The sequence below is a fragment of the Allomesorhizobium camelthorni genome (assembly GCF_011045125.1).
GTDB classification, from domain to species: Bacteria; Pseudomonadota; Alphaproteobacteria; order Rhizobiales; family Rhizobiaceae; genus Allomesorhizobium; species Allomesorhizobium camelthorni.
In genome coordinates this window covers 1-17,188 of the sequence record NZ_JAAKZF010000008.1, presented here as the reverse complement: position 1 = coordinate 17,188, position 17,188 = coordinate 1, and the positions used below count along the sequence as shown (strand labels likewise).

Annotated in this window: 20 protein-coding genes; 3 read left to right on the top strand and 17 right to left on the bottom strand. The window is 61.4% G+C overall.

What is annotated here, in order from left to right:
* Position 1: 1 nt before the first annotated feature.
* From G6N73_RS08880 to G6N73_RS08830, 11 genes are all read right to left on the bottom strand, one after another.
* Entirely contained in the window at positions 2–460 is a 459-nt protein-coding gene (locus tag G6N73_RS08880; RefSeq protein WP_165026297.1) for a type II toxin-antitoxin system RatA family toxin, read from the bottom strand.
* A 12-nt stretch (positions 461–472) separates the two neighbouring features.
* Positions 473–1,438, bottom strand: coding sequence for a lipoyl synthase (gene lipA / locus G6N73_RS08875; protein WP_165026295.1), 966 nt, complete (start codon positions 1,436–1,438; stop codon positions 473–475).
* Positions 1,439–1,442: 4 nt separating this feature from the next.
* Positions 1,443–1,727: a GlsB/YeaQ/YmgE family stress response membrane protein gene (locus tag G6N73_RS08870; RefSeq protein ID WP_165026293.1), complete on the bottom strand. Its 285-nt coding sequence runs from the start codon at positions 1,725–1,727 to the stop codon at positions 1,443–1,445.
* An 84-nt stretch (positions 1,728–1,811) separates the two neighbouring features.
* Positions 1,812–3,275: a dihydrolipoyl dehydrogenase gene (gene lpdA, locus G6N73_RS08865; protein ID WP_165026291.1), complete on the bottom strand. Its 1,464-nt coding sequence runs from the start codon at positions 3,273–3,275 to the stop codon at positions 1,812–1,814.
* A gap of 141 nt (positions 3,276–3,416) precedes the next feature.
* Positions 3,417–4,064, bottom strand: coding sequence for an SGNH/GDSL hydrolase family protein (locus G6N73_RS08860; protein WP_165026289.1), 648 nt, complete (start codon positions 4,062–4,064; stop codon positions 3,417–3,419).
* Between the two features lie 11 nt (positions 4,065–4,075).
* On the bottom strand, positions 4,076–4,498 hold the full coding sequence (locus G6N73_RS08855; protein ID WP_246251806.1) for an endonuclease domain-containing protein: 423 nt from the start codon (positions 4,496–4,498) through the stop codon (positions 4,076–4,078).
* Positions 4,499–4,867: 369 nt separating this feature from the next.
* Positions 4,868–6,286: a pyruvate dehydrogenase complex dihydrolipoamide acetyltransferase gene (locus G6N73_RS08850; protein ID WP_165026287.1), complete on the bottom strand. Its 1,419-nt coding sequence runs from the start codon at positions 6,284–6,286 to the stop codon at positions 4,868–4,870.
* A 17-nt stretch (positions 6,287–6,303) separates the two neighbouring features.
* Positions 6,304–6,894: a Uma2 family endonuclease gene (locus G6N73_RS08845; RefSeq protein WP_165026286.1), complete on the bottom strand. Its 591-nt coding sequence runs from the start codon at positions 6,892–6,894 to the stop codon at positions 6,304–6,306.
* 408 nt (positions 6,895–7,302) lie between these two features.
* Complete coding sequence (locus G6N73_RS08840; protein ID WP_165026283.1) at positions 7,303–8,703, bottom strand: pyruvate dehydrogenase complex E1 component subunit beta; 1,401 nt, start codon at positions 8,701–8,703, stop codon at positions 7,303–7,305.
* A gap of 14 nt (positions 8,704–8,717) precedes the next feature.
* On the bottom strand, positions 8,718–9,761 hold the full coding sequence (gene pdhA, locus G6N73_RS08835) for a pyruvate dehydrogenase (acetyl-transferring) E1 component subunit alpha (RefSeq protein ID WP_165026281.1): 1,044 nt from the start codon (positions 9,759–9,761) through the stop codon (positions 8,718–8,720).
* Between the two features lie 174 nt (positions 9,762–9,935).
* A complete protein-coding gene (locus tag G6N73_RS08830) occupies positions 9,936–10,262 on the bottom strand; it encodes an FtsB family cell division protein (RefSeq protein ID WP_165026279.1) in 327 nt (108 codons plus the stop codon).
* A 124-nt stretch (positions 10,263–10,386) separates the two neighbouring features.
* Here G6N73_RS08830 and G6N73_RS08825 point away from each other — a divergent pair, with 124 nt between their 5' ends.
* Positions 10,387–10,662, top strand: coding sequence for a type II toxin-antitoxin system Phd/YefM family antitoxin (locus G6N73_RS08825; protein WP_165026276.1), 276 nt, complete (start codon positions 10,387–10,389; stop codon positions 10,660–10,662).
* Entirely contained in the window at positions 10,659–11,045 is a 387-nt protein-coding gene (locus G6N73_RS08820) for a type II toxin-antitoxin system VapC family toxin (RefSeq protein WP_165026274.1), read from the top strand. The genes G6N73_RS08825 and G6N73_RS08820 overlap by 4 nt, the downstream gene beginning before the upstream one ends.
* Before the next feature lie 10 nt (positions 11,046–11,055).
* Here G6N73_RS08820 and eno read toward each other — a convergent pair whose 3' ends face one another.
* From eno to G6N73_RS08795, 5 genes are all read right to left on the bottom strand, one after another.
* Positions 11,056–12,330, bottom strand: a complete 1,275-nt coding sequence (gene eno, locus G6N73_RS08815; RefSeq protein WP_165026271.1) for a phosphopyruvate hydratase — start codon at positions 12,328–12,330, stop codon at positions 11,056–11,058.
* A 493-nt stretch (positions 12,331–12,823) separates the two neighbouring features.
* Positions 12,824–12,994, bottom strand: coding sequence for a hypothetical protein (locus G6N73_RS08810; RefSeq protein ID WP_165026269.1), 171 nt, complete (start codon positions 12,992–12,994; stop codon positions 12,824–12,826).
* A 99-nt stretch (positions 12,995–13,093) separates the two neighbouring features.
* Positions 13,094–13,486: a hypothetical protein gene (locus G6N73_RS08805; RefSeq protein ID WP_165026267.1), complete on the bottom strand. Its 393-nt coding sequence runs from the start codon at positions 13,484–13,486 to the stop codon at positions 13,094–13,096.
* A 70-nt stretch (positions 13,487–13,556) separates the two neighbouring features.
* A complete protein-coding gene (gene groL, locus G6N73_RS08800) occupies positions 13,557–15,191 on the bottom strand; it encodes a chaperonin GroEL (protein ID WP_165026265.1) in 1,635 nt (544 codons plus the stop codon).
* A 50-nt stretch (positions 15,192–15,241) separates the two neighbouring features.
* Positions 15,242–15,556: a co-chaperone GroES gene (locus G6N73_RS08795; protein WP_165026262.1), complete on the bottom strand. Its 315-nt coding sequence runs from the start codon at positions 15,554–15,556 to the stop codon at positions 15,242–15,244.
* Positions 15,557–15,950: 394 nt separating this feature from the next.
* Here G6N73_RS08795 and G6N73_RS08790 point away from each other — a divergent pair, with 394 nt between their 5' ends.
* A complete protein-coding gene (locus G6N73_RS08790) occupies positions 15,951–16,205 on the top strand; it encodes a hypothetical protein (RefSeq protein ID WP_165026261.1) in 255 nt (84 codons plus the stop codon).
* Between the two features lie 109 nt (positions 16,206–16,314).
* On the opposite strand, the gene G6N73_RS08785 is transcribed toward G6N73_RS08790, so the two are convergent.
* Positions 16,315–16,581 (bottom strand): DUF1488 family protein, encoded by a 267-nt coding sequence (locus tag G6N73_RS08785; protein ID WP_165026258.1) that lies wholly within the window; start codon positions 16,579–16,581, stop codon positions 16,315–16,317.
* Between the last annotated feature and the right edge of the window lie 607 nt (positions 16,582–17,188).

Here is a 17,188-nt window from a genome sequence, read left to right as displayed (position 1 = left end):
GCTAAGTAACCTGTTCGCCGTAGACGACGTCCGCGCGCCGCTCGAAAGCTTCGGAAAACATGTGGAATGCGCGGTCGAACATTGCGCCCATCATGGCGCCGAGTATCCGGCTCTTGAACTCGTAATCGATCGAGAAGATAACGTTGGCATGGCCGCTGCCGGCCGGCTCGAAGCGCCAGATATTGGTGAGATAGCGGAACGGCCCGTCGACATATTTCACCTCGATGACGTTCTCGTCCGGCTTCAGATGCACCTGGCTGGTGAAGGTCTCGCGAATCGCCTTGTAGCCCACCGTCATGTCGGCTAGCAGCATTGTGCGCCCGTCGCGCTCCCGGCGCGAGCGCACCGAGAGCGCTTCGCAGAGCGGCAGGAACTCCGGATATCTTTCCACGTCGGCAACCAGCGCGAACATCTCGTCCGGAGTATGGTCCACCCGTCTGGTTGTTTCGAATTTCGGCATGAATCTGGGAAGTTACGCGGATTTGTTCAGGATCGCCTCGCGTGCGGCGCGAAGCTTTGCGAAATCGTCCCCGGCATGATGCGACGAGCGGGTCAGCGGGCTCGAGGCGACCAGCAGGAAGCCTTTCGACTTGCCAATCGTCTCGTAGGACTTGAACTCTTCCGGCGTGACGAACTTCTTCACCGGATGGTGCTTCTTCGTCGGCTGAAGGTACTGGCCGATCGTCATGAAGTCGACATCCGCCGTGCGCAGATCGTCCATGAGCTGCAGGATTTCGTTCCGCTCCTCGCCCAGCCCCACCATGATGCCGGATTTGGTGAAGATCGACGGATCGAGTTCCTTGACCCGCTGCAAAAGCCTTATCGAATGGAAATAGCGCGCGCCGGGCCGCACCGTCAGGTAGTTCGACGCAACCGTCTCGAGATTGTGGTTGAATACGTCGGGCTTGGCCGCCACCACGATCTCCAGCGCCCCGTCCTTGCGCAGAAAGTCCGGCGTCAGGATCTCGATCGTCGTCTGCGGCGTCGCCGCACGGATCGCGTGGATGACATCGGCGAAATGCTGCGCGCCGCCATCGTCGAGGTCGTCGCGGTCGACCGAGGTGATGACGACGTGGCTGAGCCCCATCTGCTTCACCGCCTTGGCGACACTGTCCGGCTCGTTCGGGTCGAGCGCCGTCGGCCGTCCCGTCGAGACATTGCAGAAGGCGCAGGCGCGGGTGCAGATCTCGCCCATGATCATGAAGGTGGCGTGCTTCTTTTCCCAGCACTCGCCGATGTTCGGGCAGCCGGCTTCCTCGCAGACGGTCACAAGCTTGTGCGACTTCACGATCTCACGCGTTTCGGCATAGCCTTTCGAAGTCGGCGCCTTGACCCGGATCCAGTCCGGCTTGCGCAAGACCTCCTGGTCCGGCCGGTGCGCCTTTTCGGGGTGCCTCAACCGCGGCGCGTTCGAAATCGTGTCGAGTATCGTGACCATTTTTTCAGTTCACTCCGCTCGCCTTGGCGCGCCCGAAAATCCACAAAAGCAGAACCGCGCCGGCGACGGCCACGATCAGATTGCCCAGAAAACCCTGATACTGGAAGTTGAGCAGGCCGGCGAGCGTGCCGCCGACAAACGAGCCGGCGATGCCCACCAGTATGTTGGTGAACAGCCCGTGATTGCGCTTCATCGCCTTCTCGGCGACGTAGCCGGCGAGAAATCCGATCAGAAGCATGCCGAAAAAACCGACGCCCGGCATGCCCATTATACCGACGCTCTGTTCCATCACCTGTCTCCTCGCTGCCGCTCCGCCTGAATCCGCATATATGTCAGATCACCCTGCCGAAACAGCCCTGCCCGCGGCAGGCTGTCATGCGTTCAGCGCGCGGCCATAGGCGTCGAGCACGCTTTCCTTCATCATTTCCGACAGCGTCGGATGCGGGAAGATCGAGTGCATCAGCTCTTCCTCGGTGGTTTCGAGGTTCATCGCCACGACGAAACCCTGGATGAGTTCGGTGACTTCCGCGCCCACCATATGCGCGCCGAGCAGTTGCCCGGTCTTCTTGTCGAATATGGTCTTCACCAGCCCCTGGTCCTCGCCGAGCGCGATCGCCTTGCCGTTGGCGACGAATGGAAAGCGGCCGACGCGAATGTCGCGGCCTTCGGCCTTGGCCTTGGCTTCCGTCAGGCCGACCGACGCCACCTGCGGGTTGCAATAGGTGCAGCCCGGTATCTTGAGCTTGTCCATCGGATGGACGTTCGACAGGCCGGCGATCTTTTCGACGCAGATCACCGCCTCGTGCTCGGCCTTGTGCGCCAGCATGGGCGGGCCGGCGACGTCGCCGATGGCGTAGATGCCCGGCACATTGGTCTTGCCGTATCCGTCGATGACCACAGTGCCGCGGTCGGTCTTGACGCCCAGCGCCTCCAGCCCGAGATTTTCGACATTGCCCTGCACGCCGACCGCCGAGATCAGCCGGTCGGCGGTGATCTTCTCGACCTTGCCGTCCTTCATCTCGACATGGGCGGTGATCGAATTTGCCGCCTTCTCGACCTTGGTCACCTTGGCTTCGAGGATGATCTTCATGCCCTGCTTTTCGAACTGCTTCTTGGCGAATGCCGAGATTTCCGCATCCTCGACCGGCATCACCGCCGGCAGCAATTCCACGACCGTCACGTCCACCCCCATCGTGCGATAGAATGAGGCGAACTCGATGCCGATCGCGCCCGAACCCATCACCAGCAGCGATTTCGGCATTTCGGGCGGCACCATCGCCTCGAAATAGGTCCAGATAAGATTGCCGTCCGTCTCGATGCCGGGCAGAGCGCGCGGCCTTGCGCCGGTCGCCAGGATGATATGCTTGGCGGTGTATGTACCCTCGCCCTTGGTGTTCTTGGGCAGCGGCGCCTGCGGCTCCATCGGCTTCTTGGACGGTTTCGACACAACGATCTCGGCCGGTTTCTCGCCGGAAGCAGCCTTGGTCAGCTTGGCTTCGCCCCAGATCACGTCGACCTTGTTCTTCTTCATCAGGAAGCCGACGCCGCCATTCATGCGCTGCGCTATTCCGCGCGAGCGCTCGACGATCGCCTTCAGATCGGGCGTCACCTTGCCCTCGACCTTGAGGCCGTAATTCTTCGCATGCTCGGCAAAGTGAAAAATCTCGGCTGAGCGCAGCAGCGCCTTGGTCGGGATGCAGCCCCAGTTGGAGCAGATGCCGGCCAGATGCTCGCGCTCGACGATCGCGGTCTTGAGGCCGAGCTGCGCTGCGCGGATCGCCGCAACATAGCCGCCCGGGCCCGAACCGATGATGATGACGTCGTAAGGCTCAGCCATAGCTATTCTTCTCCGAAATCAGCGCTAGTTCCCCTCCCCCTTGCGGGGAGGGGTTAGGGGTGGGGGTGGTTCCGCCAGGCTCGGAGCGGACAGCATCGCGCCGGCTCATGCCTCGACCGACATCATGCACCCGCCAAACATTCATCCGCCGCGAAGCTCCAGCATCACACGCACCACCGGCGCGAGCGCTTCGCCAATCCGGCGGGTGTTTGCGGCGTCGAGATGCACGCCGTCGAGCGGCGTCGTTTCGGCGACCGAACCCGCATCGAAGCATCCGCAGCCGACCTCGTCGGCGAGTTCAGAATACATGCCGGCCAGTTCGCGGGAGGCAGCGTCGCCGCCCGCGAACATGCCGGCAAACTCGGCATTTTCGGTGCGGCTGACCGGCGGCGGCGCAACGAGCAGTATCTCCGGCGCCTCCGCATCGAGGGGATAGGCGTGGCTGCGCACGATCTTCACCAGCCGGCCCATGCCCTGCTTGGCCGCCAGCGGATTGCCGTGGATCCACGGCTTCATGTCGTTCGAGCCGAGCATGATGATGATCAGGTCCAGCGGCGAGTGCGTGCCGAGCAGCGTCGGCAGCGTCCGCGCGCCGTTGCGATCCTCACCGGCAAGGTTATCGTCGAATGCGGTCGTCCTGCCGTTCAGCCCTTCCGCGATGACCTGCACGCCCTCGCCAAGGACTGCCTGCAGCACGCTCGGCCAGCGAGCTTCCAGTGCGTGCCGGCCGGGGCCGACCGCATTGTAACCCCAGGTCAGCGAATCGCCGTAGCAGAGGATGGTTTTCATGAATGCACTCACTAGGATTCCCCTCCCCCTTGCGGAGAGGGGCTAGGGGTGGGGGTGGTTCCGCCAAGCGCGACGGCAATACGATCGAGCACCGACTTGAAACCCAACACAATGTCATCATTGGAAAACCTCAGCACGCGGTAGCCGCCCGCCTTCAAAGCCTGCTCACGCGCCCGGTCGTATCCCTTGGCGGCTTCGATCCCATGAATAGGTCCGTCGAGTTCCACGATGAGCCTATGCCTGAGGCAACAGAAGTCGGCTACGTATTGGCCGATAGCGACCTGCCGCCGGAAATGCGTGCCACGCCCGGCGAAACCGTCTCGCAAATGCGTCCATAGCTGCTTTTCCGCGTCCGTCATGGCGCGACGCAGCCTGCGCGCATTCACCTTCGCCTTCGGCGCGGTCGCTTTGTCCGGCATTTGCTTCCAGGGCATTCAATCTCCTTCGCCGCCGCGCTGCCCGAATTCCCCTTTCATCGGGCGCTGCCTTAGTTCCCCTCTCCCTTGCGGGAGAGGCTAGGGGTGGGGGTGGTTCCGCCAGGCTCGGTGGCCGTCATTCAAACACCGCATGGGTCCCCAATATCAACTCTCCTTCGCCCACCGGGCAGCCCGAGTTCCCCTCCCCCTTGCGGGGAGGGGCTAGGGGTGGGGGTGGTTCCACCAGGCGCGGCGGCCGTCATTCAAGCACAGACTGCTTCCACGAGACCCACTCTCCTCCACCATCGAGCCCGGCGTCACCACCCCCACCCGGTCGCTACGCGACCACCCTCCCCGCAAGGGGGAGGATTGGCGTTGGCGCTGGCGCTAAACCAGCATTCCCATCGGGTTCTCGATATGGCGCTTGAAGGCGCCGAGCAGCTCGGCCCCGAGCGCGCCGTCGACGGCGCGGTGGTCGGTCGACAGCGTCACCGACATCATCGTGGCGATCTTTATCTCGCCGTTCTTGACCACCGCCCGCTCCTCGCCCGCGCCGACCGCCAGGATCGTCGCGTGCGGCGGGTTGATGACGGCGGAAAAATCCTTGACGCCGAACATGCCGAGATTGGACACGGCCGTGGTGCCGCCCTGGTACTCCTCCGGCTTCAGCTTCTTGTTGCGCGCCCTTGCGGCCATGTCCTTCATCTCGTTGGAGATGACCGACAGCGTCTTTTCGTCGGCCTTGCGGATGATCGGCGTGATCAGGCCGCCGGGGATCGACACCGCGACCCCGACATCGGCGTTTCTGTGCTGGACCATGGCGCTCTCGGTCCACGAGACGTTGGCGGTCGGCACATCGCGCAGCGCCAGCGCCATCGCCTTGATGATCAGGTCGTTGACCGACAGCTTGTAGGCCGGGACCTCGCCCTTGTCGGTCTTCTTCACCGGGGCCGCGGCGTTGAGCTGCGCCCTGAGCGCCAGCAAAGCGTCGAGTTCGCAGTCGAGGGTGAGATAAAAATGCGGGATGGTCGACTTCGCCTCGACCAGCCGCCGGGCGATGGTCTTGCGCATATTGTCGTGCGGGACAAGCTCGTAGGAGCCCTCGGCAAAAAGCTTCAGCACCTGCTCGTCCGACATCGCTTTGGCGGCCGGAGCAGCGGCGGGCGCTGCGCCCGGAGCCGCCTTCTCAGCAGGCGCCGCCTTGGCCGCCCCGCCGGCGATCGCGGCTTCGACATCCGCCTTCACCACGCGCCCTCGCGGGCCGGAGCCGGTCACCGCCGAGACATCTATGCCGGCATCTTTTGCGATGCGGCGGGCAAGCGGCGACGCGAAGGTGCGGCCGTCCGCTGAAGCAGTGATCTCCCCCCTTGTGGGGGAGATGGCCGCCCCTCGATCAGCACTCGGGAGGCCAGAGGGGGGCGCCTCGCTCTTGGCTGGCGGAGGAACTCCCTCCGTCTGCTTCGCAGTCACCTCGTCGGCAGCCGGCGCTGGAGCCTTCTCCGGCTTCGCCGCCTCGGCCTTCGCAGCGCCATTGCCGCCCTTCGCCGCCACGCTCGCATCTTCGCCCTCAGCCGCAAGCACCGCGATCAGCGCGTTGACCTTGACGCCCTCGGTCCCCTCCGGCACCACGATCTTCGCCACCGTGCCCTCGTCGACGGCCTCGACCTCCATCGTCGCCTTGTCAGTCTCGATCTCGGCAATGACATCGCCTGGAGCGACCTTGTCGCCTTCCTTGACCAGCCATTTGGCGAGATTGCCCTCTTCCATCGTGGGCGAGAGGGCCGGCATGGTGATGTTGATGGGCAATTCAGCCTCCCAGGCTTCTAATGAAGGTTTTCGCTTGTGGCGGATGGGTCAAGCGGCCAAAGGTCGGCGAGTGAAAAGGAAATTCCGTCGAACGGCAGCGCGCTAACGCATCCCTGTCGATCGATGGTATCGGCCAATCTCCAGTCCCGACCGTCTCGACGGAACACTTGCAACCGCCGCTCCGACAGATCGATGATCCAAGCATGCTCGACGCTAAGCGAGGCGTAGAGCGCAAGTTTCGATTCGAGCGCCGGATTTGTTTTTTGGTTGTCCGACGTCAATTCGCAAACCCAATCCGGAGCTAGGTCAAGATGGTGGTCAGGGAGAAACGGAAGCCGCTCCACCCGCCAAGCAGCGATGTCTGGAACGACGACTTCTTCCCCGAAATGCAGTTCGGGCAATAGAAGAACCTGCCAAGACCCCTTCGCATTCGAACGCGTCTGGCAGAGGCTGCCAAGTTCGACGCTCAGTGCAGTCCGGGCCATCGCGGGCAGGACGTGACCATGCGAGCGCGTCCAGAGCGCACCACCGATGATCTCGGCCACCAGATGCGACGGAACCGGCTCCAGGTCGGCATATGTCGCGCTCTTTTTCGTCGGGTCCACCATACCGTCGATCAGTCCATCGTGGGCGATAGGGCGGGCATGGTGATGTTGATGGGCATTACTCCGAACCTCCCACTTCGCCTACCTTTACCGTCTTTCCAGCCACGACGAACTGCGATTTGTGGTAAATTGGCGCGAGTATTTCTTCTTCCAAGAGCGTCATAGGCATTGAATTTTGTAGGGAATGGAATGCAGAGCTTTGAACAAAATGCGCGGTAGCCGGAAAGACTATTTCGGCCACCAGGTCTTGAGAATTGGATTTTACTCTCGCGTGTACGAACGCTGCTATGGGCTCAAACCACTCCTCACCATCTCCAGCAAAGGGTGCTCGTTTGACCCACCAACCGTCAGCCGCACTAATCGACTTAAGCTCGACAACTGTCCAACGTTGACCCTCCACAGAAGTACTCCCTACGACCGATACGTCACAGCCTTCACCGCCGCGACCACCTCGCCGACATTCGGCAGCGCCAGCTTTTCGAGGTTGGCGGCATAGGGCATCGGCACGTCCTTGCCAGCGATGGTGATGACCGGCGCGTCGAGATGGTCGAAGGCGCGCTGCGACACCTGGTTGGCGATGAAGTCGCCGACCGAGGATTGCGGGAACCCCTCCTCCACCACCACCAGCCGGTTGGTTTTCTTGACCGAGGCGATGACCGCATCGAGGTCCATCGGCCTGATCGTTCTGAGGTCGATGATCTCGACATCGATGCCCAAGCCGCGCAGTTCGGCTTCGGCCTTCACCGCATAGGTCATGCCGATGCCCCAGGAGATGATGGTGACGTCCCTGCCCTCTTTATGGATGCGCGCCTTGCCGATCGGCAGGACAAAGTCGTCGAGCTTCGGCACGTCGAAGGACTGGCCGTAGAGGATCTCGTTCTCGAGGAAGATCACTGGATTCGGGTCGCGGATCGCCGCCTTGAGCAGCCCCTTCGCGTCGGCCGCCGTATAGGGCATCACCACTTTCAGGCCCGGAATATGGCTGTACCATGCGGCATAATCCTGGCTGTGCTGCGCCGCAACACGCGCGGCCGCCCCGTTCGGACCGCGAAACACGATCGGCGCGCCCATCTGGCCGCCCGACATATAGAGCGTCTTGGCCGCCGAATTGATGATCTGGTCCATCGCCTGCATGGCGAAGTTGAACGTCATGAATTCGACGATCGGCTTCAGCCCGGCCATCGCCGCGCCAACGCCGACGCCGGCGAAGCCATGCTCGGTGATCGGCGTGTCGACCACGCGCCTTTCACCGAATTCCTGCAGCAGGCCTTGCGTGATCTTGTAGGCGCCTTGGTACTCCGCGACCTCCTCGCCCATGATGAACACGTCGGGGTCGCGCCGCATTTCTTCGGCCATGGCGTCGCGAAGCGCCTCGCGCACTGTGGTCGACACCATTTCGGTCCCGGCCGGAATGTCCGGGTCGGCGGCGATTTCAATTTTTGGTGCGGCGGCGACCGGAGCGGGTTTCTCTTCAGGGGCTTTCGGAGCTTCGGCCGGCGCCTTCGGCGCTTCGGCAGGCGCTTCCGCCTTTGCAGGCGCCGCACCCTTGCCGATATCGTCGGCGCTCTCGCCATCGCCGAGCAGCACGGCAATCGCGGTATTCACTTTTACGCCTTCGGTGCCGGCGGGGATCAGGATTTTCCCCAGCGTGCCTTCATCGACGGCCTCGACTTCCATGGTTGCCTTGTCGGTCTCGATCTCGGCGATGACGTCGCCGGCGACGACCTTGTCGCCCTCGTGCTTCAGCCATTTCGAGACATTGCCCTCCTCCATCGTCGGCGAGAGCGCGGGCATGAGAATTTCGATCGGCATTTTCGCGCCCTCCCTCAGAGTACGATGTCGGTCCAGAGCTCGGAAACGTCCGGCTCGGGATCGGTCTGCGCGAATTCCGCCGCGTCGGCCACGATGTCGCGAACCTCCTTGTCGATCGCCTTCAATTCGTCCTCGCTCGCCCATTTCTTGTCGATGAGCCGCGCCTTCACCTGCTCGATCGGGTCCTGCTCGGCGCGCATCTTCTGCACCTCCTCCTTGGACCGGTATTTGGCGGGGTCGGACATGGAGTGGCCGCGATAGCGATAGGTCTGCATCTCCAGGATGATCGGCCCGTTGCCGGCGCGGCACCATTCGGTCGCCATTTCGCCGGCCGATTTGACGGCGCGCACATCCATGCCGTTTACCTGGATGCCGGGAATGCGAAACGACAGGCCGCGATGCGAAAAGTCGGTCTCGGCGGACGAGCGGGCGACCGACGTGCCCATGGCGTAGCGATTGTTCTCGATGACGTAGATCACCGGCAGCTTCCACAGCGAGGCCATGTTGAAGCTCTCATAGACTTGGCCCTGATTGGCCGCGCCGTCGCCGAAATAGGTCACGGACACGTTGTTGTTGCCACGATAGCGGTTGGCGAAGGCCAACCCCGTACCAAGCGACACCTGCGCGCCGACGATGCCGTGGCCGCCGTAAAAATGCTTTTCCTTGGAAAACATGTGCATCGACCCGCCCTTGCCCTTGGACAGGCCGCCGCGGCGTCCGGTAAGCTCGGCCATGACACCGCGCGGCGACAGTTCCATCGCCAGCATGTGGCCGTGGTCGCGATAGGCGGTGATCATCTGGTCGCCGTCGATCATCGCCATCTTCAGGCCGGTGACGACTGCTTCCTGGCCGATGTAAAGATGGCAAAAGCCGCCGATGAAGCCCATGCCGTAGAGCTGGCCCGCCTTCTCCTCGAAGCGCCTGATCAGGAGCATGCCGCGATAGGCGGAAAGTTCCTGTTCCTTGCTGAATTCGGCGGGTTTGGGCGCGACTGGCGCGGATGAGGACTTTGCGTCCGCTTTCGATTTAGCAGACGCTTTTCTGGCGGCTACGGCCATGCATCACTCCCTGTTTATGTCTCTTGGCGGACATGAAAGGGAGACGCTCACCTCCCTGTGCAGGACAAAAAGCTAGCATGCGACAATCAATTCGGCCATGCGGAAAAACGCATGGCTGGCATGCGCCTAACGGCTTCATTTTGTTGAGGATATCGGGAATTAACCTATTGTTGGTTAATTCTGGCCGTGCGACGGCCGCATGATGGTGATTTCGTCCTCATGCGACAGGTTGAGCGCCTTGCGCGCCTGCTCGTCCAGCATGTCCTTCTCCAGCGTGCCGTCATGCAGCAACTGGACTCGCCTTTCCAGTTCGATGCGCTGCGCCCGGATTTCGCCGAGCCTTCCCTCGAACTCCGCCACCCGGGCCTCGAGCTGGTATTTGGAATAGATGCCGTACTCGCCATGATAGGCGTGGAAGCCGAAATAGGACAAAAATACCGTCGAAATCGCAGGCACGATCAGGCGGCCGGTGTTTCTCTGTCGGTGCTGGCGTGTCCACATGGGCGGGTTTCCTTTCGCCAGCCACAATGGCGCAGCCATGCTTAATGGCTGGTTACAGCCGCGCCATTGCGAGAGCCAGCCGGCGAGCCTATACTTGGTCAAGCTTAGCCAAGCGAGGTCAGCCATGAACCGCCATGTGAACATGCTGGAAGCGAAGACCAACCTGTCGCGGCTGGTCGAGGCCGTGGAAAGCGGCGCCGAATCCGAGATCATCATCGCCCGCAACGGCAAGCCGGCCGCGCGGCTGGTTCCGATCGAGGCAAAGGCGAGGCGACCGGTGCGGCTGGGTCTCGCGAACGGGAAATACCCGGTGATGACGCAAGAGGAATTCGACGCTGACAACGAGGAGATATGGCGCGAATTCAACGAGAAATCGCTATTCCCGGATAACACCAAATGAGAGTGCTGCTCGATACGCATACGGCCATCTGGGCCGTGTCGGCGGCCGACCGGCTGCCGACACGCATCGTGACGCAGATCAAAGATGCCGAGGAACGTTACATATCATTGTGCAGCGTGTGGGAGATCGCCATCAAATCGGCGCCGGGACGTCGTTCGACGGCGCCGATGTCTGTCCAAGACGCGCTCTTCGAGTTCGACAGCGCCGGATTCGAGTTGCTCGACATCCGACTCTCGCACATTATGGCGTTCGCCGGCCTGTCGATGAATCACGGCGATCCCTTCGATCGCCTTATCCTGGCTCAGGCGCTGAGCGAGCCGCTGCATCTCATCACCAAAGACCGCAAGCTCGCCGGCGTCAGCGAGGTTGTGATTTCCTGGTAGGACCCAGCCCTCACCCCTTCAGAATCGACCGTCCGGCATAGCGCGCCTGCTTGCCGAGTTCCTCCTCGATGCGCATCAACTGGTTGTACTTCGCCGTGCGGTCGGAGCGGGCGAGCGAGCCTGTCTTGATCTGTCCGCAATTGGTCGCCACGGCGAGATCGGCGATCGTCGAATCTTCCGTCTCGCCCGAGCGGTGCGACATGACGGCGGTGTAGCTCGCCTTGTGCGCGGTCTCGACCGCGTCGAGCGTCTCGGTCAGCGAGCCGATCTGGTTGACCTTGACCAGGATCGAATTGGCGACGCCCATGCGGATGCCGTCGCGCAGCCGCGCCGTGTTGGTGACGAAGAGATCGTCGCCGACCAGCTGAACCTTGTCGCCGCAGAGATCAGTCAGGTATTTCCAGCCCTCCCAATCGTCCTCAGCCATGCCGTCCTCGATCGAGATGATGGGATAATCGGCGGCGAGCTTCGCCAGATATTTCGCCTGGGCCTTCGGGTCGCGCGTCTTCCTCTCGCCCTCATAGACGTAATTGCCGTCCTTGAAGAATTCGGTCGCGGCGCAATCGAGCCCGATAGCCACCTCTTCGCCCGGCTTGTAGCCGGCCTTCTCGATCGACTGGACGACGAAGTCGAGGGCGGCCTGGGCGCTCTTCAGGTTCGGGGCGAAGCCGCCCTCGTCGCCGACATTGGTGTTGTGGCCCGCGCCCTTCAGGCTCTTCTTCAGCGTGTGGAAGATTTCCGAACCCCAGCGCACGGCGTCGCGCAGGCTCGGCGCGCCGACCGGAATGACCATGAATTCCTGGAAGTCGATCGGATTGTCGGCATGTGCGCCGCCATTGACGATGTTCATCATCGGAACCGGCAGCACGCGCGCATTGGGGCCGCCGAGATAGCGGTAGAGCGGCAGGCCGGAGGCCTCCGCTGCCGCCTTGGCGACGGCCAGCGACACGCCGAGGATTGCATTGGCGCCGAGCCGGCTTTTGTTGGCGGTGCCGTCGAGGTCGATCATGGTCTGGTCGATATGCGCCTGGCTTTCGGCCTCCATGCCGCCGATCGCCTCGAATATCTCGCCGTTGACCGCTTCGACTGCGCGCTCGACGCCCTTGCCGAGATAGCGCGGCCCGCCGTCGCGAAGCTCGACCGCCTCATGCGCGCCCGTCGACGCGCCCGAAGGCACGGCCGCGCGGCCCATGGAGCCGTCCTCCAGCACTACGTCGACCTCGACGGTCGGGTTGCCGCGGCTGTCGAGAATTTCACGGCCGATAATGTCGACGATGGCGGTCATGCGAAAAGTCCCCTCGATATCTGAAAAAAGGTCGCGCCCGTCTTAGCGAAAGACGCCGAAAAGGCAATGCGAATGAATTGCGGGCCGGCGAGTAACACGCCGATAGATTGCGTTACGAATTGTCATCGGCATCCGCGCGCCGCCACGCCGCAAATCGGTTATGGCTGTCTTTGCGTGGGGCGAAACGGAGGAGGTTTCGCCGTGTCGGAATTCGGTGGGCTGCTCAGCGTACTCGTCATTCTGGCGGCGTTGTTTACGTCATGCCAGAACCAGACGCCCCAGGAGAAAACGGTGTTGCCCATGCTGGTGGTCGCCGACTAGTCGCGGCGACCGGCCTGTCCTGAAAACCTGACGAACGGTATCCGAACTCAACCACCGCTCAGGCTGGTTTTGTCTTCAGCATAGCGCGTGCGTCCTCCCCTCACCCTCCGAACAGCTCGCTAAGCGGGTCACGCCCGGCGGCGGATGTGGCAACGCCGGGCGTGACGGCTCGTCAAAGCAGGCGGTTGTCTTCGACGGTTTGTCGTTCGCGACGGCGCGTGCCATCGGTGTCCGCTTTCTTATGCCTCTCCGCGGCAAGTTTGCGGATCTGCTCAAACCGGTTTTCCTCGGTCTTGCTTGCAACTGCCGGGGGCAGATCGCTCTTCTTTTCGAACGTGATCATCGGTCAGTTCCTTTTGTGATGCGGAAAGCCCGCAGAAACAAACATCTCGGCGGCCGTATCGCTGGCCGTTCGAGAACTGCCAGCCTGTCGGGCGCCAGGTCAGGTCATGAGCGCAGCGACGCAGCCCTCGGTAGCGCGCCTGTCGGGAGAGGTTTGTCCGGGCATCGTCGCCCAGCCGCCCGTTTCCACAAATTGCCGCTTCTTATAATTGTCGGCCAGGGCCTTCAATTCGATCAGGCGTGCGGCAGAATCCGGTGCAGCCTTGAACTTTTCGACGCATATGAGGGACGCCAGTTCTCCGCGTGCGGCGTCTCCGGCGGTCGTTGCGAGCGTGCGGGAAGTCCCACCGGTGACCCATCCGCCCCAACTGAAGCCGACGATCATCGTGGCGACAGCCGTCGCCGCGCACGCCCAGACGAGCGCCGATTTGGACGGCTGATAGGCTTCCCAGCGCCGGGCGAGCGATTGCTTGGTGTTGGTGTGCATGGCCATGTAAGTTCTCCTCCTAGAGTGTTGTTCTGGATTGCGCCCGGCCGCCTGCGGCCGGGCGTTCAGGCGCTGCTCAGTAGCCCATTCCACCCATGCCGCCGCCATTGCCCGCAGCGGGTGCGTCCTTCGGCGGGACATCCGCAATCATGGCTTCGGCGGTAATCAGGAGCGCGGCGATGGAGCCCGCGTCCTGCAGGGCGGTGCGCACGACCTTGGCGGGATCGACGATCCCGGCTTTGATCATGTCGACGTAAGCTTCCGTCTGCGCGTTGAACCCCTGGTTGAGATCCTTTCCGTCCATCAGCTTGCCGACGACGATCGAGCCTTCAACGCCGGCATTCTCGGCAATCTGCCGGATGGGCGCCTCGAGCGCTTTCAAGACAATCGAAATGCCCGCCGTCATGTCGGCATTGCTTCCGGTAAGTCCGGTCAAGGCCGCCTTGGCGCGCAGAAGCGCGACGCCGCCGCCGGCAACGATGCCCTCTTCCACCGCAGCGCGGGTGGCGTTCAGCGCATCGTCGATGCGGTCCTTCTTTTCCTTGACTTCGGTCTCGGTGGCGCCGCCGACGCGAATGACCGCAACGCCGCCGGCAAGCTTCGCCAGCCGCTCCTGCAGCTTCTCCTTGTCGTAGTCCGATGTGGTCTCCTCGACCTGCGTCTTGATCTGCTGGACGCGCGCTGAAATGTCTTTCTTTTCACCAGAGCCGTCGACGAGTGTGGTCGTGTCCTTTTCGATGAGCACGCGCTTTGCCCGCCCGAGCATGTCGATCGTAACGTTTTCGAGCTTGATGCCGAGATCCTCGGAGATCATCTGGCCGCCCGTCAGGATTGCTATGTCTTCCAGCATGGCCTTGCGACGGTCGCCGAAGCCCGGCGCCTTGACTGCCGCGACCTTCAGGCCGCCGCGCAGCTTGTTGACGACCAGCGTAGCCAAGGCCTCGCCTTCGACGTCTTCCGAGATGATCAGCAGCGGTCTGCCGCTCTGCACCACGGCTTCGAGGATCGGCAGCAAGGCCTGCAGATTGCCGAGTTTCTTCTCGTGGATGAGGATGTAGGGGTCTTCCAACTCCGCGCGCATCTTCTCGGCGTTGGTTACGAAGTAAGGCGAGAGATAGCCGCGATCGAACTGCATGCCTTCGACGACTTCGAGTTCGGTTTCGGCGGTCTTGGCTTCCTCGACGGTGATCACGCCTTCATTGCCGACCTTCTTCATCGCCTTGGCGATCATCGCGCCGACGGACGAGTCGCCATTGGCGGCGATCGTGCCGACCTGGGCGATCTCATCGGATGACTTCACTTTCTTGGAACGCGTCTGGATGTCCTTCACGACGGCAGCCACGGCAAGGTCTATGCCGCGCTTCAAATCCATCGGGTTCATACCGGCGGCAACGAGCTTTGCGCCTTCGCGCAGAATGGAAGCGGCGAGTACCGTTGCCGTCGTGGTGCCGTCACCGGCAAGGTCGTTGGTCTTCGAGGCCACTTCGCGCACCATTTGCGCGCCCATGTTCTCGAACTTGTCGGAAAGCTCGATCTCCTTGGCGACTGTGACGCCGTCCTTGGTGATGCGTGGGGCGCCATAGGCCTTATCGATCACGACATTACGCCCCTTCGGTCCGAGCGTGACCTTGACGGCGTTGTTGAGCAGTTCGACGCCACGCAACATGCGGTCGCGAGCATCGGTGGCGAATTTGATTTCCTTGGCAGACATGATTTTCGTCCAGTTCAGTCTTGAAATTGGGAGAGCGGAAAATCGCCTGGTCAGGCGGCTTTCTTGGCCGCCTCGGTCTTGTCGACGATACCCATAATGTCGGTCTCCTTCATGATCAGGAGATCCTCGCCGTCGATCTTGACCTCGGCGCCCGACCATTTGCCGAACAGGACGGCGTCGCCGGCCTTGACGTCGAGCGGGATCAGCTTGCCGCTTTCGTCGCGCGAGCCCGGACCGACGGCGATCACCTCGCCTTCCTGCGGTTTTTCCTTGGCATTGTCGGGAATGATGATCCCGCCCTTGGATTTGATATCGCCTTCGGCGCGTCGGATGACGACGCGGTCGTGGAGTGGCCGGAATTTCATTGGGGTTCTTTCTGCGGCCGGCGCATAGGTGGGCCGCGCCTCTGTATTAGAGTCTGTTTCGAAACTCGCTATGGTGAGTCATATGACGGTGTTTTCGAGAACCGGAGCGCAGCGGACATTCGGGTCCGTGAGCACCGGAAGCGCAGAAAACGCCGGCAGATGACCGCCAGAGTAGAGTGTCCAAACAGACTCTTAGGCCCTTTGGCACTCGAATGATAGGAGTGCCAAAAATAAATCTTGCGATTCGGAAATATTTTAAAACGACATCCGGTATGAAATTGCAGAATTACGGGCCGCAATGAAAATAGTGGAAAATTGAATTCTGATCGCAAACACCTATTTTCACATGAGGACGTCCGGGTCCGATATTTTCAATACGAAGGAGAATTGCCCAATGGCGGATGCAAATCAAAACATTATGGAAAAAGCGCAGTCGCGTTTCATCGAAACCCAAAAGAAAACTGCGGAACGAAACAAGGCGACGGCCGAATATCAATCGGAAGCAAAAGCCAGGGCTATCAAGACGGCAAAACTGCGCGAGTTGCGACTCGCCAAGGAGGAGCAGGATCGCGCCGCGGAGGCCTTGAAGCCTGTCGAACCCAAAAAGAAGCGGGCGTCGCGAGCGGGCGGGAAAACTGCACGAGGATGAAGCCGAGTGCGCGGGCGGACTATCCGATCGCAGATGTTAGCCTGGAACCTTGGTGACGACTTTTCAAACTTCACCCCAGCGGCCGTCACCAAGCCGGGCATTGTCGACGCTATTTGAAATCGGCCGACGTCAGAGCGTACATGTTTTTGCGGCCGCGGGAGTAGGCATTCCGCGCCATATCGTGAACTAAACCGCGCACCGCATCGAAAGCCGCCAAATAGTCAGTTTCCGCGTCAGCTGATTCGGCTGTTTTCTTCGAGATCGCGTCGATCGCAACGGAGAAGGAAATCTGAACCATGCCGTCATGGCCAAGAAAACGGATGCGCTTCCCTGCCGCGTCGTAGCTGCGGCTCAGATTGGGAAATGTCAGTGACATGGTCCTGCCTCTCGAGAGAGTTTAAGCCTCGGCGCCGAACGCTATCATGTATTTCCAATGGTCATGGAATATATAGCAGCGAGAACAAATAACGCAGCCGACATTCTCATAAACAGCTGAAATGAAAAATAATCTCTCATCGCGGCCTCCTTTATTTTTGTTAACTTTTTCGGGCCAATGTTCACCATATCACACAAAGATACGATCTGGTAATTTATTTCCAGACTTTTCAATCGAAAACAGTTCTGATCAAACAGCCGACCGTTCGCAGCCGCGGATCGACGTCGCTTTCACTGGATTGCCCAGTGGTCGCCAGCTCTTCCACAACACTGCGCAAAGTGCCCCATCGGGCCGGTCGCTTGGGGTCAAGAGTTCCCGGGTTCGCTAAAGGTCGGTTTCCAGGACCCCATCTGGTCCAGTGAATGACAGGAATGGTTCAGCGCATGACACGCCCACAGCTATCGTTCAGCGGCAGCAAAGGGTGGTTTGCTGCCACCTGTCTGATCCGTTGGAACGAGCAAAAGGGTGCCAAAAGCGGACTTCGGCGCGAGCTCCGTGACCGATGGACTATGGTCCGATATGATGTTCATGACATCAGCGAGGCGAT